This window comes from Bacillus sp. UNC125MFCrub1.1, assembly GCF_000701305.1.
GTDB classification, from domain to species: domain Bacteria; phylum Bacillota; class Bacilli; order Bacillales; family Bacillaceae; genus Bacillus; species Bacillus altitudinis.
The window spans coordinates 649,770-664,400 of record NZ_KL370769.1 but is presented as its reverse complement, the minus strand read 5'-3'; the positions used below and the strand labels follow the sequence as shown (position 1 = coordinate 664,400).

At 41.7% G+C, this 14,631-nt stretch carries 21 protein-coding genes; 17 read left to right on the top strand and 4 right to left on the bottom strand.

Annotated elements, in window-relative coordinates; translation table 11 throughout:
• The first annotated feature begins 1 nt into the window (after position 1).
• On the top strand, positions 2 to 331 hold the full coding sequence (ctaF, locus tag N521_RS16130; protein ID WP_003211520.1) for a cytochrome c oxidase subunit IVB: 330 nt from the start codon (positions 2 to 4) through the stop codon (positions 329 to 331).
• A 30-nt stretch (positions 332 to 361) separates the two neighbouring features.
• Positions 362 to 1,240 carry a cytochrome c oxidase assembly factor CtaG gene (gene ctaG, locus N521_RS16125; protein ID WP_017367183.1) on the top strand — a complete coding sequence of 293 codons (879 nt, stop codon included), beginning with the start codon at positions 362 to 364 and terminating at the stop codon, positions 1,238 to 1,240.
• A gap of 31 nt (positions 1,241 to 1,271) precedes the next feature.
• Here ctaG and N521_RS16120 read toward each other — a convergent pair whose 3' ends face one another.
• The gene (locus N521_RS16120; protein ID WP_008345035.1) at positions 1,272 to 1,637 is read right to left on the bottom strand and encodes a YugN family protein; all 366 of its coding nucleotides are present in this window, start codon (positions 1,635 to 1,637) and stop codon (positions 1,272 to 1,274) included.
• 161 nt (positions 1,638 to 1,798) lie between these two features.
• Between N521_RS16120 and N521_RS16115 the strand changes: the two genes are divergently transcribed.
• The 9 genes from N521_RS16115 (at position 1,799) to coaD (ending at position 6,861) form a co-directional block, all read left to right on the top strand.
• A complete protein-coding gene (locus N521_RS16115) occupies positions 1,799 to 2,221 on the top strand; it encodes a CBS domain-containing protein (RefSeq protein ID WP_035392645.1) in 423 nt (140 codons plus the stop codon).
• Between the two features lie 122 nt (positions 2,222 to 2,343).
• A complete protein-coding gene (locus N521_RS16110; protein WP_008345031.1) occupies positions 2,344 to 3,387 on the top strand; it encodes a CAP domain-containing protein in 1,044 nt (347 codons plus the stop codon).
• Positions 3,388 to 3,496: 109 nt separating this feature from the next.
• A complete protein-coding gene (locus tag N521_RS16105) occupies positions 3,497 to 3,910 on the top strand; it encodes a YlbD family protein (protein ID WP_035392162.1) in 414 nt (137 codons plus the stop codon).
• Between the two features lie 19 nt (positions 3,911 to 3,929).
• On the top strand, positions 3,930 to 4,178 hold the full coding sequence (locus N521_RS16100; RefSeq protein ID WP_017359376.1) for a YlbE-like family protein: 249 nt from the start codon (positions 3,930 to 3,932) through the stop codon (positions 4,176 to 4,178).
• A 73-nt stretch (positions 4,179 to 4,251) separates the two neighbouring features.
• A complete protein-coding gene (locus N521_RS16095; protein WP_035392159.1) occupies positions 4,252 to 4,659 on the top strand; it encodes a hypothetical protein in 408 nt (135 codons plus the stop codon).
• 57 nt (positions 4,660 to 4,716) lie between these two features.
• Positions 4,717 to 5,166 (top strand): regulatory iron-sulfur-containing complex subunit RicF, encoded by a 450-nt coding sequence (locus N521_RS16090; protein ID WP_007499807.1) that lies wholly within the window; start codon positions 4,717 to 4,719, stop codon positions 5,164 to 5,166.
• A 65-nt stretch (positions 5,167 to 5,231) separates the two neighbouring features.
• Positions 5,232 to 5,504: a YlbG family protein gene (locus tag N521_RS16085; protein WP_008345023.1), complete on the top strand. Its 273-nt coding sequence runs from the start codon at positions 5,232 to 5,234 to the stop codon at positions 5,502 to 5,504.
• Positions 5,505 to 5,817: 313 nt separating this feature from the next.
• A complete protein-coding gene (rsmD, locus tag N521_RS16080; protein WP_007499805.1) occupies positions 5,818 to 6,375 on the top strand; it encodes a 16S rRNA (guanine(966)-N(2))-methyltransferase RsmD in 558 nt (185 codons plus the stop codon).
• 3 nt (positions 6,376 to 6,378) lie between these two features.
• Positions 6,379 to 6,861, top strand: a complete 483-nt coding sequence (coaD, locus tag N521_RS16075; RefSeq protein ID WP_007499803.1) for a pantetheine-phosphate adenylyltransferase — start codon at positions 6,379 to 6,381, stop codon at positions 6,859 to 6,861.
• A 13-nt stretch (positions 6,862 to 6,874) separates the two neighbouring features.
• On the opposite strand, the gene ylbJ is transcribed toward coaD, so the two are convergent.
• Positions 6,875 to 8,083 carry a sporulation integral membrane protein YlbJ gene (ylbJ, locus tag N521_RS16070; protein WP_017367185.1) on the bottom strand — a complete coding sequence of 403 codons (1,209 nt, stop codon included), beginning with the start codon at positions 8,081 to 8,083 and terminating at the stop codon, positions 6,875 to 6,877.
• A 156-nt stretch (positions 8,084 to 8,239) separates the two neighbouring features.
• Between ylbJ and N521_RS16065 the strand changes: the two genes are divergently transcribed.
• Together N521_RS16065 and N521_RS16060 are read left to right on the top strand one after the other, a co-directional pair.
• A complete protein-coding gene (locus tag N521_RS16065) occupies positions 8,240 to 9,019 on the top strand; it encodes a patatin-like phospholipase family protein (protein ID WP_008345016.1) in 780 nt (259 codons plus the stop codon).
• A gap of 4 nt (positions 9,020 to 9,023) precedes the next feature.
• On the top strand, positions 9,024 to 10,052 hold the full coding sequence (locus N521_RS16060; protein WP_035392157.1) for a SepM family pheromone-processing serine protease: 1,029 nt from the start codon (positions 9,024 to 9,026) through the stop codon (positions 10,050 to 10,052).
• Between the two features lie 32 nt (positions 10,053 to 10,084).
• Here the strand turns inward: N521_RS16060 and N521_RS16055 are convergent, their stop codons facing one another.
• Positions 10,085 to 11,332 carry a nucleotidyltransferase gene (locus N521_RS16055; RefSeq protein ID WP_442852762.1) on the bottom strand — a complete coding sequence of 416 codons (1,248 nt, stop codon included), beginning with the start codon at positions 11,330 to 11,332 and terminating at the stop codon, positions 10,085 to 10,087.
• Between the two features lie 206 nt (positions 11,333 to 11,538).
• Here N521_RS16055 and N521_RS16050 point away from each other — a divergent pair, with 206 nt between their 5' ends.
• The 3 genes from N521_RS16050 to gerR all read left to right on the top strand — a co-directional run bounded on the left by N521_RS16050 (position 11,539) and on the right by gerR (position 12,930).
• The gene (locus N521_RS16050) at positions 11,539 to 12,057 is read left to right on the top strand and encodes a YceD family protein (RefSeq protein ID WP_008345010.1); all 519 of its coding nucleotides are present in this window, start codon (positions 11,539 to 11,541) and stop codon (positions 12,055 to 12,057) included.
• Positions 12,058 to 12,078: 21 nt separating this feature from the next.
• A complete protein-coding gene (gene rpmF, locus N521_RS16045) occupies positions 12,079 to 12,252 on the top strand; it encodes a 50S ribosomal protein L32 (RefSeq protein ID WP_008354700.1) in 174 nt (57 codons plus the stop codon).
• A gap of 138 nt (positions 12,253 to 12,390) precedes the next feature.
• Positions 12,391 to 12,930 (top strand): sporulation-specific transcriptional regulator GerR, encoded by a 540-nt coding sequence (gene gerR / locus N521_RS16040; RefSeq protein WP_008345007.1) that lies wholly within the window; start codon positions 12,391 to 12,393, stop codon positions 12,928 to 12,930.
• 53 nt (positions 12,931 to 12,983) lie between these two features.
• On the opposite strand, the gene N521_RS16035 is transcribed toward gerR, so the two are convergent.
• A complete protein-coding gene (locus N521_RS16035) occupies positions 12,984 to 13,463 on the bottom strand; it encodes an N-acetyltransferase (RefSeq protein ID WP_008345006.1) in 480 nt (159 codons plus the stop codon).
• A 210-nt stretch (positions 13,464 to 13,673) separates the two neighbouring features.
• Here N521_RS16035 and N521_RS16030 point away from each other — a divergent pair, with 210 nt between their 5' ends.
• Positions 13,674 to 14,567 carry a 2-dehydropantoate 2-reductase gene (locus N521_RS16030; RefSeq protein ID WP_035392152.1) on the top strand — a complete coding sequence of 298 codons (894 nt, stop codon included), beginning with the start codon at positions 13,674 to 13,676 and terminating at the stop codon, positions 14,565 to 14,567.
• Positions 14,568 to 14,631: the final 64 nt, after the last annotated feature.

Here is a 14,631-nt window from a genome sequence, read left to right as displayed (position 1 = left end):
AATGGGAAATAAAAACACAAATCAGTCCAAAGTCGATCTTGTCTATCGGAAAAAGAAAAATGCCGAAGAAATGAAGCATCAGCTCATTTCTTTCGGCTTGATGATTGGTTTAACGTTTGTTGCCTTTTTAACAATCGCCTCTGAAGATGTCGGAAATTGGTTCGCTGTCCCTTTTATTTTACTGCTTGCAGTGATTCAGGTCGCTTTTCAGCTTTATTATTTTATGCACATGAACCAAAAAGGGCATGAAACACCCGCGTTGTTTCTTTACTCAGGTGTGTTTGTCGCGTTTATTACCGTTTTAGCCTTTTTGACCATTATTTGGTGGTAAGCTCGCTTTGCCCTTGAAGGAGGCGCAGCAATGGAAAACTTAGAGATATTTGGATTTCGTGCATTATGGAGTCCTTACTATTTGACATGTATTGTAGCAGCAGCCGCTTTTTATCTGCTTCTCGTGACGAAGGGAAAGCACCGTGCGACGGTGAAAGAGAAAACGCTATTTCTCACGGGGCTTGTGTTGCTTTACGCAGTGAAGGGAAGCCCGATTGATTTAATGGGGCATATTATGTTCAGTGCGCATATGGCGCAAATGGCAGTGCTCTATTTGGTCATCCCGCCGCTTCTTATTACAGGTTTACCTGCGGCGATTTGGGAGCGGATCATTCAAACACGGGGTATTCAGCCGATTTTCCGCTTGTTTTCTAAGCCGTTGATTGCCTTGCTCGGATTTAACGGGTTGTTTTCGCTGTATCATATTCCGCTTGTGTTCGATTTTGTTAAAACAGATCCGTTTTATCACGCATTGATGACGGTTGTCATTTTTATCGCTGCCTTTTTCATGTGGTGGCCGCTTGTCCATAAAGTGCAAAGTCAGCCGCAGATTACAGGCATTTTAAAGCTTGGATATATTATGGCAGATGGGATTTTAATGACACCTGCCTGCGCACTCATTATGTTTAGTGAAGCGCCTATCTATGCCACTTATTCAGATGCCGGCGCATGGATACAAGCACTGCACCTATGCGTACCGAGTGATATGCTTGCTGGTCTTGCGCTTACGGGACCTGACATGTTTCATACATTGCCGCTGCTAGAAGATCAGCAGCTAGGTGCTATTTTGATGAAAATCATTCAAGAGATTGTATACGGATCGATTCTTGCTGTTGTCTTCTTTGACTGGGCGAGAAAAGAAAGAGCGAAAGATGCCGTACCAGATGCGCTCATTCCGAAATATGAATAAATGAAAAGCACAGCCGCAGGGGCTGTGCTTTTTATGCTTCAGCAGTTATCGCTTCTAGTTTTTCTTTTAATTGGTTCAGCGTTTTTTTGCTTGATTGAATAAGAGATTTAGGGAAGTCTTCGCCTTCTCCATATTCAACACCATGTGGATAATAGTGTTTTCCAAGTAAAGGTGTCAGCAGCTGGATGTGGGCTTTTTTGGAGCCAACATCTCCTTCAGTGGCGTAGCCAGAGATCCGTAAGTAAAACGTCCCCTCTACCATGTTATACTTCCTGTCGTACGTCACACGCTCATAATCCCATTGATCGGCTCGTACAAATCCTTCACTTTCCATAATGAAATCCAATTTATTTAAGTCAGCTGATACCTTTTCAATCCCCGTACCTTCAAACTTCACCCAAAACCCCTCCTTATAAAAATTCCCTTTACTGACAATCATAGTATGAAAGCGTTAAACTTTCAACTGTGAAAGGTATGTTCTTTTATAAGCTGGTTACAGTAATAAAGAAAATAACGGATGGAGGAATCAACGTGAAAACGAAAAAAATCAAAGATATCATGACGAAAAAAGTAGTGACGTTGCGAAAGGACGACAATGCGTATGAAGCGGCAGTCAAAATGAAAGATGCTGACATTGGTGCCATTCCAGTAGTCGACGGAGATCAGCTTGTTGGTATTGTCACAGACCGCGACCTTGTACTTAGAGGTATTGCTGAGAAAAAGCCGAACTCACAAGAGGTTGGTGTCCTCATGACGAAGGAAGTTTTGACAGCTGAAGAAGATGCAACCCTAGAAGAAATTGTCCGGTTGATGTCAGAACATCAGCTCCGCCGTATCCCGGTTGTCAAAAATGGGGCACTCACAGGAATCGTAGCCCTTGGGGATTTATCAGTTGAAGATTTATCAAACGATCGTGCAGGTGATGCTCTGACGGAGATCTCTCAACAAGACCAGGATCATGGCCAAGGATTTCTTCATTAGGAGTGGCATATTTTAAATTCGTGTTAAATAGGCTGTATTGTCGTTGATAAATGGAGCAAGTTTTGTTTAAATGACAGTAGAAGGTACTTTTTGTACCTTGCCAATTTAACGGAGGTGTTTATTTGAAAACTGTGCTGAAAACACTCTTCATCCTCCTGATTATATCTGGAACGTACGTTCTGTTTATTCAATATGGATCTTCACCAGAAAAAGAAAACAGCAATGAGCCGAAGGTGTCTAATGAAGAAACATCTAGCGATAAGCCGATCAACATTCCGAAAAAAGGGCTCATGTCCTTTATGGGGAAGTCTTCAAACGAAGTGCTTAAACAGCTAGGGGAACCAGATCGCATTGATCCTTCCGCATATGATTATGACTGGTGGATATACAATCAATCGAAGAAACACTATATTCAAGTAGGGGTAAAGGACAGTAAAGTGGTGACCTTGTTTGCGACAGGGGATGGGCTGAATGTGGAGCCGTTTAAAATCGGTCAAGCCACAAGTGAAGTGTTTAAAAAAACACAAATCGCTCCTTACATTCATGTAGAGGACGAGGGAAATTCATATCGCTTTGAATTCTCAGAAGATGATATGAATACCAGGCCGACGGTGAAAGTGGGAGATGATGTGTATGTCCAGCTCTACATGGATAAGTTTGAAAGCACTCTTTCGAGCATTAGAGCCTTTAACGCAGATACATTTGTCAAACAAAAGCCGTATGAAGTCGTCTATCGAGGCCAATTAATTGAACCTGAGGCGATATCAGGTGAAAAATGGAAGGATATTGAAGCGTCGAGTCAAAAACAAATTTTTGATATGACCAATATTATCCGCCATAAGTACAAACTGCCGACCTTAAAGTGGGACGATGAAACCTCTGAAGTGGCATTCATGCATAGTGAGGACATGAAAGATCATCATTATTTCTCCCATGAATCTAAAAAATACGGCACGCTGAAAGACCGGTTAGAAAGAGGCGAGGTCGCATTTCAGCTTGCGGGGGAAAACATTGCATATAATTATGTTGATGGCCCTGCAGCTGTAGAAGGCTGGCTAAATAGCGAAGGTCACCGGAAGGCATTGTTAAATCAAGATTACACGCACCTTGGCGTTGGTGTGAAAGAAAAGTACTATACACAAAACTTCATTAAGAAAACGTCTTAATCCTCTAAACAGCTGCGTACAGATAGCGGCTGTTTTTTTATGAAAAGGGCTCACCAAAATAGACCCAGATGTATATAGTATAGTAGGCATTTGTATGGGGGGTGAGGATATGACAAATAAGCAAAAGCAAACATCCATTGATGAATTTAAACAGTTCGTCAGACGCCATCCGAAATTAATTCAAGAAGTGCAGACGCAAGAAAAAAGCTGGCAAAGTTTATACGAGAATTGGGTCATGTTTGGTGAGGAAGATGACATGTGGTCTCCTTACCGGCAAACACAAACGGAAGAAGCAAAAGAAGAAAAAGCCACTAAGCAAAGTGAACCGGGAAAAGCAGATTTTATGTCTAAAATGGTTTCTGCAGTGAAAAAAATGGACGCTGATCAAATGAATGAACAAATTAATAAAATGAGCCAGTCTATTTCCTCTTTACAAAGCTTACTCGGTCAATTTTCATCAAATAGCTCAAAGAAGGGTTCATCTGGAGGCAGCCAGCACCCATTCTCCTTCAGGAAAGATTAATTGAAAGGGGATGCTTTTGGTGCGGAGAGAAGTACAAGAGTTTGTCATGGCCGAAGAGGATCGAATCAAATTCATCAGGCAGCGCCCACTCTGGTATAGACAGTTAACGCGGCATCCTGAAAATGTCACTTCGTTTGAATTAGATAAAATGAACTTTTACGAAAAAACCATTCCTCATCGTGTAAGCCAGTTGAGCAATAGTGTCCAAATGGCTGAAATGATGATCCAGATGTTCCAAGCAATGCGCAATCAAAATGGAGCCGGGTAAGGCTTTTTTTGAGTTGATTAAGATGTCTATTTCATGAGCATCCTATGAAAGTAGACGAAAGGAGAATCAGAACATGAAATGGATGCTGTCAATATGCGCATTGCTTTTTCTTCTCACCGGATGTCAAAGTCAACATGATCAAGAGCAAGTAACTAGGCAAGAACCAGCAATACCAGTCATGCAGCAGACGCAAAGTGAAATGAAGCAGCAAGGCTTTTTAAAATACAAAGTGCAGGGATCTGTTGTGTATATAGAAAGTACACTTCAAGATTTTCACCTTGAACCTTCACCCTTGAAAAAGGATAAGAAGGCGGGGTATTTTACTGTGTATGTAGACGGGAAACGGGCAGGCAATGAGTATACTGCGGCGTTTGTGGTCAAGCACCTTTCAAAAGGAAAGCATAAAATGACCGTTGTGCTAAATTCTCGTCACCCTGAATATAAGCAGAAAAGAGAGACATGGGATGTATTTGTCACGTAAAAGCATTTTCTGATCCATAGGTTTCGTGGTAAACTATGAATTGGAGGTGCAACATTTATGTATGCGACAATCGAATCTGTGGAGCTCCAAGAGGAAGCAAATCAATTGGCTGCCATGATTCTTCAGTCGGAGGAGGCTGAACATTACCGCAACTGCTTTAAGCGTCTCCAGCAAGACGAAGAAGCCCAACAAATTATTGCCCATTTTACAAAAGTAAAAGAGCAATATGAAGATGTGCAGCGGTTCGGCAAATACCATCCGGACTATAGAACGATCTCAAAAGAAATGCGTGAGGTCAAAAGAAAGCTAGATCTTCACGATACAGTGGTTGATTTCAAAAAAGCAGAAACAGCGATTCAATCCATCTTAGATGAGATTAGTATTGAAATCGGTCAAGCTGTATCAGCATATATTAAAGTTCCAACAGGGAACCCATATTTTGATGGTCTATCATCATGCGGCGGTGGCTGTGGATCAGGAGGCAGCTGTGGCTGTAAAGTATCTTGACGAGACTTGAACGTCTCGTCTTTTACATAATGAACGGAAAGAATTGAAAAGCGGCAGGTGAAAAGATGGATACCAAACGTCAAGGGATGGTCGTTTGGCTGCATTCGTTAAAGCAGTCAAAAGCGCTAAGGAAATTTGGGAATGTTCACTATATTTCAAGGAAAATGAAATATGCAGTGATTTATTGTGATATGAATGATCTTGAGCGCCACATGGCAAAGCTCAGTTCATTGCCATTTGTGAAACGTGTTGAGCCTTCCTATAAACCTTTTATTAAATTAGAGTACGAATCGAAATTGGACAAAGCAAAAGAGTATGACTATAAGGTGGGCTTTTAAAGACACAAAAAAACCCCCGCGGCATCACCCGCGGGGTCCTTCTATTCTTAATGATTCATTAAGGAGAAGGCAAAGGGAGAGGAGAAACCGGAGGAAGAACTTATGGGGAAACGTAAGTCTTCTCCGCGGTTGGCAACAGCACCACATCAGATGCTGTTAACAGTAGTATGACCCTCTCTTTTGTGATCTATACATAGAAAATAAATGGAATTCAGTGCATTGTCCCATGTGGAGTGGATATGGTAAGATAATGTTGAATTTTTTGTCATCAAACAATATTCAATAGATGCAAGCAGAAAAAGTGGTGGAAAAAATGAGAGTGATTTCTGGAACAAAAAAAGGCCGCACGCTGAAAGCCGTACCCGGCCAATCAACAAGACCAACAACAGATAAAGTAAAAGAATCCATTTTTAATATGATTGGACCGTATTTTGATGGGGGATGGGCCCTTGATTTATTTGCTGGAAGTGGTGGTTTAGGTATTGAAGCGCTTTCTAGAGGGTTCGATCATTGTATATTTGTGGATCGAGATATGAAGGCGATTCAGACGATTAAAGGCAACTTGAATCAATTGTCGCTGATGGATCAAAGTGAAGTGTTTCGAAATGATGCAAACCGTGCACTCGCTGCTGTAGTGAAGCGAGAAGAATCATTTCAAGCCATCTTCCTTGATCCGCCGTATAAAGATCAAAAGTTGAAAGCACTTCTTGATACGATTGATGAGCATTCCTTATTAGCAGATGATGGCGTCATTGTGTGTGAGCACGATAAAGATGTGACACTGCCAGAGGAAGCAGGACAGCTACATATCTCAAGGCAGGAAATGTACGGAATGACTGGCATTACGATCTATAGAAAGCGGGGAAATTAAAGCATGGGGAATATAGCCGTTTGTCCGGGTAGCTTCGATCCAGTCACATTGGGCCATTTGGATATTATCAAAAGAGGGGCAAAGATTTTTGATGAAGTATATGTGTGCGTCCTTAATAACTCGTCAAAAAAGCCGCTTTTTACTGTTGAAGAGCGATGTGAACTCATTCGTCAAGCAACAAAGGAGCTACCAAATATCAAAGTGGAATCCTTTCATGGACTGCTCGTTGATTATGCGAAACAAAAAGAGGCGAAAGTCATTTTGCGCGGACTTAGAGCGGTGACGGACTTTGAATACGAGATGCAAGGGACATCAATGAACAAAGTGTTGAATGATGACATTGAAACGTTCTTTATGATGACGAATAATCAATACTCTTTCTTAAGTTCAAGCATTGTTAAAGAAGTAGCGAAGTATCATGGATCAGTCAAAGAGCTTGTACCGCAAGAGGTCGAAGCTGCGCTGAAAGAAAAATTTAATGGATGAGTGCACTGTGCACTCATCCATTTTTTAATTTCTGATAATAGAGCGCAATATACACGATCAGACTGAACAAGGTGATGAGAGGACCAGCAGATACAAGCTGATTCCATAACACGCTGCTAAACATCACGACTTGCTCGCTTGCTTCAAATGCCCCTGCTGGAAGCGCCATGTCTGCTTTAGAGACGTAAAGGGGTTTGAATAACAGAAAGGCAAAGACGGCTGCGTAAATACCGTGAAGCAAACGGGCGAAGAAAAACGGTTTAAAGCGTATATCGGTGGCTGCCAATATCCCAGCTACCTGAGCTTGAACGGAGAATCCGCTAAATCCTAAAATAAAGCTGACCACAATTGTTTTAGCGAGCAGGGAAACCTCTTGTGACCCTGTGAGCTGACTTCCTAATGTGATTTCAAATAGACCCGCAATCATGGCTAGATCTAATTCTGGCGGAAGATGCATCGTTATCAGTATATAACCGATCCCGATAGAGAGAAGATCTGTTACATGCACAACAGCGAGCATTTGACTAAAGACAGAAAATAAAATGATAAAGCCGCCAATCATAAAGAGCGTTTGAACAGATGACATGACAGCGTCACTTAATATTTGGCCAAGTGGTCTTTTTTCTGCGAGTCTTGCCGTATGAAGAGCGCTGAATGCTTCTCGAATTGGAGGCAATAAAAATCCTTTTCGGCTTCTGAGGTGCGCATCATGACGTGCTTTATATCCGCGCATCGTCACCCCAACCGCGAGATTTCCTAAATAATGTGCACAGGCTAACACAATGCCTAAAGCTGGGTGATGAAAAAATCCTACAGCCACTGCTCCAAAAATGAACAAAGGGTTTGAAGAATTGGTAAATGACACAAGGCGTTCTGCTTCAATTCTTGTCAGCTGTCCTTCCTGCCGAAGTCTTGTCGTCAATTTAGCGCCAGAAGGAAAACCAGAGGCCATTCCCATCGCTAATACAAAACCGCCGACACCAGGCACCCGAAAGATAGGCCGCATAAATGGCTCTAATAATACGCCGACAAATCTGACAATCCCGAAACTGATTAATAGCTCGGACAAAATAAAAAAAGGTAGCAGCGATGGAAAAACCACTTCCCACCACATTGCAAGTCCATTTTTTGATGCTTGCAAAGAGGCTTGTGGATGTGTAATCACAGTGGCTGTTAAAAAGATAAAAAAAGCAGCGATGAACAGAGTGTTCCATTTTTTCATGGAGATGTCGCCCCTTGCCGTTATAATCTATTGGCGAGCTCGTGATTAAAGAAAAAGAGATGCTAGCCGAGCCTGTCTTCTATTACTATACGATGAGAAGGGGCATGTTTAGACCTATAGATTCGTATATATGCATAGAAAGAGGAGGGTGGATTCATGAAACGACCGATTATCGGGCTTGCGCTGGGCTCCGGGGGTGCCAGAGGGATGGCGCATATCGGGGTTTTATCTAGTCTTGAGAAACAAGGAATTCAGGTGGATATGATCGCAGGAAGCAGTATTGGTGCTCTTGTGGGGAGCTTTTATGCGGCAGGACAAGACGTAGAAAAAATGAAAAAACTTGCACTTGTCTTCAGAAGAAAGTATTATGCTGACTATACACTGCCAAAAATCGGTCTGTTAAAAGGAAATCGAATTTTGCAGCTGATTCACACGTTTACATATGGGAAGAATATTGAAGAAATGCGCGTGCCGCTTGCGATTGTTGCCTGTGACCTTCAGACAGGGGAGAAGGTTGTGTTCAAAGAAGGGTCTGTCTCACAAGCAGTCAGGGCAAGCATTAGCATTCCGGGTGTGTTTGTTCCGCATGAAATAGGCGGCAGGCAATTGGTGGATGGAGCGGTAGTGGACCGCATTCCTGTCTCTGTTCTGAAAGAAATGGGGGCAGATCTCATTATCGCCTCTGATGTATCAAGGGTGAAAAAAACAGAAAAGGCAACGAGATTATCGGATGTCATTATGCAAAGTTTGGACATCCTTCAAAATGAATTGGTTCGTCACCAAACCATTCATGCAGATCTCATGATTCGGCCGAAGCTCGAGACCTTTAGCTCTAGTGCGTTTACACAGGTTCAAGAAATGATTGAAGCAGGTGAACTCGCCGCCGACCAACTAAGAGAAAAACTGAAAGATGTCATTGATAAATGGGAGTGTTAATCGAATGAAAAAATTAAATATTCGCTGGCTCAGCTTTTTTGCTGTTGTTCTAGTCTTATTTGGCTTAACTTTTGTGAAACTGCCCTATTACGTCACAAAGCCAGGTGATGCAACAGAAATTGCGCCACACATTCAAGTAGACGGAGGATATGGCGAGAAGGGCAGCTTTTCTCTTATGACCATTAAAGTAGGTCCAGCCAATCCATATACGTATTTGCTTGCAAAAATGAACAAGTATGACGAAATCGTTCCAGAAGAAAATATTAAAGCGGACGGAGAGTCTGATGAGGATTATATGAAACGGCAGCTGCAGCTCATGAAAAGTTCTCAAGAAAATGCGATGATTGCCGCTTATACAAAAGCGGGGAAAAAAGTAGATTATACGTTTAATGGGGTATATGCGAGCTATGTGATGAAAGGAATGCCTGCATATGGGAAGATTGAAGTGGGCGATAAGATCAAAAGCGTCGACGGCCATACATATGAGTCAGCAGATAAAATGGTTTCGTATATTAGCAGTAAAAAAGCAGGCACGACTGTCCGTTTTGTACTTGAACGTAATGGCAAAGAAATCACGCAGAACGTGACGTTAAAACCATTTAAAGAAGAGCCAAAACGAGTAGGAATTGGCGTATCACTATTTACAGACCGTCATGTGAAAGTGTCTCCTTCTGTGAAAGTGGATATTGAAAACATCGGCGGTCCATCGGCTGGTTTAATGATGTCACTTGAAATTTACAATCAGCTGACAAAAGAAGATGAAACACATGGCTATGCGATCGCAGGAACTGGAACGATTGATGCAGATGGTACAGTCGGACCGATTGGCGGAATTGATCAAAAGGTTGTTGCAGCAGACAAAGCAGGAAAAGACATCTTCTTTGCACCGAATGATAAAGGTGACCCAAACTCTGACTACAAAAATGCAGTCAAAACAGCAAAAGATATTAAAAGTGATATGAAAATCGTTCCTGTGGATACCATGCAGGACGCACTAAACTATTTAAACAATTTAAAAGAGAAAGCATCATAAAAAGAGCAGCCTGACTTGCAGGCTGCTTTTTTCTATCGAGATGAAAAGAGCCCGCTCTCTTCATCATATCGAATCGGTGATGTTTTAAACTCTGCTTTCGTTAATTCTGTTTGCATGGGTTCACAGATGGGAAGGCTGAACACCCTTGAAGCGCGAATATCAAGATCAAGGGCGGGATGTGAAAAGGAAGACAGTTTACTCACAAGTGGTACATCCAACTCTTTTTTTACAAGAGACAGGTACTGTTGTCCTTTCCTTGTCATTCCAAGTAAACGAATATAGGGCGCTTTTTTCTCTTCAAGCAGCTCGTGCATCGTCTTTTTCTTCACGTTCATCAATAGATGCGTATTCATCCGCTGTAACCTTGTCCACGTATATCGTTTTGTTTTGACAAGTGATAGATACTCCTCGTAGGAAGACGCATGTGTCATGGCTTTTTGCATGCGGTGTTCAATGCCTTCTTCAATTTCATAGATGCCCTCTAGTTCACTCGTATCCATTGTATGAAAGACATGTTTCAGAAAGCGAAAATAGGCTTCTTGCGTATGTAAAAGACCATATGAAGAATGATAGTCGTGTAATTGCTTTAAAGTAGCGTCCGGGAGGTAGGGCGTGACTGCTTGAAATGAGCTCTGTTCTTTTAAAGCTTTTCGGATACTTGTGGCGCTTGCGATTTTTTGGTTGTCAGGTAGTTCTTCATCATGATAATCAGATGCAATTCTTTGAGACGTAAAAGGCTGCATGTGAGGAGCTCTCTCTAAGATGGCTTTAACATAATGAAAGCCTAAAATGTTATTTGGTTTGGACAAATCCAGTAAGTTTTCAGAATGAATGGCCTCTTGAAACGCACCTGCTGCTGCTGCGGGATAACTAAGACCTTCTTTCACCTTTTCTTTTGTTAAAAGGTCAATCTCTGCCTTTTTTTCATGCCAAGCGTGTGCTGTGCGCTCAAATGCTTTGATCTCTCCATCCTCACTGCCGAAAAAAAGAGAATGGCATTTTAATGCATCGAGGATGGACACAGCGCCATTGGCGAAGGTTTCTGCCTTTTGTACGGCATATATGTATGGAAGCTCACACACAATGTCTACACCGTTTTGCAGTGCCATTTTTGTACGTGCCCATTTTGAAACGATGGCAGGCTCCCCGCGCTGGAGGAAAGAACCGCTCATGACGGCAATGGCAACATCTGAGGAGGTTTGTTTTTTCGCCTGGTTCACATGATAGGCATGCCCATAATGAAATGGATTGTACTCGACAACGACTCCCACTGCTTTCAATAGATGTTCCGCCTTTCTTGCTATGGTTAAATGGTCTGTGCTACAGTAGCATAAGGGAAAAATGAAGACCATTTTTTTCAGTGTAGGCATTCCGAGAACTGATGTCAAACAGCCCTTTGACGTCATGAAGGACTGTAAAGAAAAAATATTGACAAATAGCATGATGAAAGCTATAATCATGTTTGTTGCTCTTAGAGGTGATACAATTGAAATGGACAGTTTATCAGTTACATCAAAAAGCTAAAAACAGCTTCGATTTTCATGAGACGGTTGACTTAAATGAACTTACTAGCCTTCATTCAGATATACGTCGTATTTCACCAGTAGAGGTGAAAGGGACTGGAGTGATCGAATCAAAGCAAGTCGCATTTGATTTAACCATCACAGGTGAAATGACATTGCCTTGTTCAAGAACGCTTGTTGATGTAAATTATCCATTTGCGATTTCAACAAAAGAACTATTTGTACTTCATAAGACAGACGATATAGAAGATGAAGACGTATCTGTTGTAGAAGACGATATCATCGACTTAACGCCTATAGTCAAGGAAGAAATTCTTCTTGAAGTGCCCATGCAAATCTTTTGCGACCAAGCTGATGTAAAAGGTGCTGCACCACAGGAAGGGAATGACTGGGCGGTCATTTCGGAAGATGCACATCAAAACCGAATTGATCCTCGTCTGGAAGGCTTGAAGAAGCTCTTAGAAGAAAATAATGAATCTTAACTCTTTAAGGAGGTGGGAATAATGGCTGTACCTTTTAGAAGAACTTCTAAAATGAAAAAAAGATTGCGTCGTACGCATTTCAAACTACAAGTACCTGGTATGGTAGCTTGCCCAGAATGCGGTGAAATGAAAATTTCTCATCGTGTCTGCAAATCTTGCGGAACATACAAAGGCAAAGACGTAAAAAGCAACTAATGCTTGATAAAAAAACGTGAGGGAATCTTCCCTTGCGTTTTTTTATTGATCTATTTTTTAGGTTTCTCTCCTGCAAATAGTCTATCTACTCTAGTAAGCGCATATGATGTGGTATTCAGATTCAGGGGGGATGATGAGTTGACGATTACACGGCAGGACGCATGGACACAAGATGAAGATTTACTTTTAGCAGAAGTTGTCTTAAGGCATATCCGAGATGGCGGTACCCAGCTTTCAGCATTTGAAGAGGTTGGAAAAGCATTGTCAAGAACAGCAGCAGCATGTGGATTCAGGTGGAATTCTTACGTCAGAAAGCAGTACCAGGCAGGCATTGAGCTTGCCAAAAAACAGCGAAAAGAACTGCGTAAAAAAATTGGTATCCATTCTTCGGGTTTACCGCAGCATGCGTTCACCATAGAGGAGAAGGCATCTTCTGATCAGACTGAACTGACGCTTCGAGAAGTAATTCGGTTTCTAGAGCAGCTTGAGAAAGAACCATCTGGTCCAGCTTATTTACGGGAGGAGCTTAAAGATGCACAGCATCAATTAAAATCACTCGCCGAAGAAAATGAACAGCTGAAGCGTCAATTAAAAATGACAGAAGAAGATTACCGGGCACTTATTGGTATTGTTGAAAGAGTCAAACAGAATATCAGCTTAAAAGATTACGCAAAATAAGAAAACGCCCCTCACAGATGGAAAGAGGGGCGTTTTCTTATTGATTAAAATGATTAAGCGGACTCACCTGTGTTCTTTTGAATATGTGCAGGCTCCCAAATGAGTGGGTTTTCTCCTTTATCGCGTTCCATATCATATTTCACCGCTTCAAAGCCCATTTTATCCCAAAAACTGGCAGATTTGACGCGTGGATTCGTTCGAATTGGAAGGCCGAAAGATTTTGCGAAATCAACAAGCGCTTCGCCGTATCCTTTACGCTGATATCCTGGCAGCACTTCTAGCTTCCACAGCTCTAGATAATCATGATTATGGTCAAAATACGTCGTCGTCGAGCCATCTACTTGATAGAGGCTCATACGTGCCACAAGCTTATCTCCAAAGTAAATCCCATAAAATGGAGAGTTGCTGTCATTTTCAATCATATTACTTTCTAGGTCTTCAAGCATGGAAAGTTCTTGTATGCCATATTCCTTAAATTGTTTAAATTCCTCTAATGTTTTGTAGTTAATCAGAAGACGTTTTACTTGTGTCATGTGATCTTCCCCCTTACACACATAATGTCGACAGTGATGTCATTGAAGGCGTTTTCATCCCATCCGCCTAAAAAAGTTTTTACACTTATTATTATAGTTTTTTAATTAAAAAAATTCAATCATAGCGCGTTATCTGCTTTTTGCATCGTAGCACGAAACTGGTAAAATAGTTGATAACATGAAGTAAACAGAAAAAGGGAAGTGCGGCAATTGAAAATTGGAATCATTGGCGGTGGTGCGATTGGTCTGCTTTGTGCCAGTTATTTATCAGAGCATCATGACATCACCCTCTTTACAAGAAGAAAACAGCAGGCAGAAGAAATTCGAGCATTAGGCATTGAACGAATGGTAAGAGGGGAAACCATTCAATCAGCTGTTGGGGCCGATACGGGAGTCAAAGGAATATTTGATTTGCTGATTGTGACAGTGAAGTATCATCACCTGCAAGATGTTCTAAGTGAATTATCAGGACTGCCTCGTCAGCGGATCTTATTTTTGCAGAACGGAATGGCCCACTTATTCGATTTAAAGAACTGGAAAGCGGCACATCAGTTATATATTGGTGTAGTAGAGCATGGCGCAATGAAGGTGTCTGATCGCGCAGTAAATCATACAGGAATTGGTGTCATCAAGTGGGGAGCATTTCTGCATGAGGAAAAAGGACCTATGAGTAGTGAACTGTCAACGGGCGATTTTCAAATGGTTTATACAGATGAATGGAAGAAAGTACTGGAGGAAAAACTGCTCGTCAATGTGTGTATTAATCCTTTGACGGCTTTATTACATGTGAATAATGGGGAATTGGTATCGAACCCGTCATATGAACATATGATGACATGTGCATTTGAAGAAGCGGTTTCCATTCTAGGGTTGCTTGAGAAAGATCGTCTATGGGCTCATGTGAAATCAATTTGTCATCAAACGGCTGCCAATCAATCGTCGATGCTGCAAGATATCGTCAAAGGCCGCCAAACTGAAAGAAAAGCAATCATTGGCTACCTTTTAAAAAAAGCTCAAGGTCAAGGGATGACGCCGCCGTTCCTCACTTTCTTGAATAGAAGCTTGGAAGTATTGGAAAAAAAGCAAACAAAATCTTTTGAGTGAGCTCATTTACATGCTATACTTTTTTCGGGAAACTAACTATTTATTGAAGAAAGGAAGTTCTAAA

What these genes read in the sequence shown, in the direction of transcription:
- N521_RS16115 (WP_035392645.1), top strand. Translation starts at nt 1,799, where the DNA reads ATGACGAAAAAAGTAGTGACGTTGCGAAAGGACGACAATGCGTATGAA.
- N521_RS16090 (WP_007499807.1), top strand. Translation starts at nt 4,717, where the DNA reads ATGTATGCGACAATCGAATCTGTGGAGCTCCAAGAGGAAGCAAATCAA.
- rsmD (WP_007499805.1), top strand. Translation starts at nt 5,818, where the DNA reads ATGAGAGTGATTTCTGGAACAAAAAAAGGCCGCACGCTGAAAGCCGTA.
- N521_RS16060 (WP_035392157.1), top strand. Translation starts at nt 9,024, where the DNA reads ATGAAAAAATTAAATATTCGCTGGCTCAGCTTTTTTGCTGTTGTTCTA.
- rpmF (WP_008354700.1), top strand. Translation starts at nt 12,079, where the DNA reads ATGGCTGTACCTTTTAGAAGAACTTCTAAAATGAAAAAAAGATTGCGT.
- ctaF (WP_003211520.1), top strand. Translation starts at nt 2, where the DNA reads ATGGGAAATAAAAACACAAATCAGTCCAAAGTCGATCTTGTCTATCGG.
- coaD (WP_007499803.1), top strand. Translation starts at nt 6,379, where the DNA reads ATGGGGAATATAGCCGTTTGTCCGGGTAGCTTCGATCCAGTCACATTG.
- N521_RS16065 (WP_008345016.1), top strand. Translation starts at nt 8,240, where the DNA reads ATGAAACGACCGATTATCGGGCTTGCGCTGGGCTCCGGGGGTGCCAGA.
- ctaG (WP_017367183.1), top strand. Translation starts at nt 362, where the DNA reads ATGGAAAACTTAGAGATATTTGGATTTCGTGCATTATGGAGTCCTTAC.
- N521_RS16095 (WP_035392159.1), top strand. Translation starts at nt 4,252, where the DNA reads ATGAAATGGATGCTGTCAATATGCGCATTGCTTTTTCTTCTCACCGGA.
- N521_RS16105 (WP_035392162.1), top strand. Translation starts at nt 3,497, where the DNA reads ATGACAAATAAGCAAAAGCAAACATCCATTGATGAATTTAAACAGTTC.
- ylbJ (WP_017367185.1), bottom strand. Translation starts at nt 8,083, where the DNA reads ATGAAAAAATGGAACACTCTGTTCATCGCTGCTTTTTTTATCTTTTTA.
- N521_RS16085 (WP_008345023.1), top strand. Translation starts at nt 5,232, where the DNA reads ATGGATACCAAACGTCAAGGGATGGTCGTTTGGCTGCATTCGTTAAAG.
- N521_RS16035 (WP_008345006.1), bottom strand. Translation starts at nt 13,463, where the DNA reads ATGACACAAGTAAAACGTCTTCTGATTAACTACAAAACATTAGAGGAA.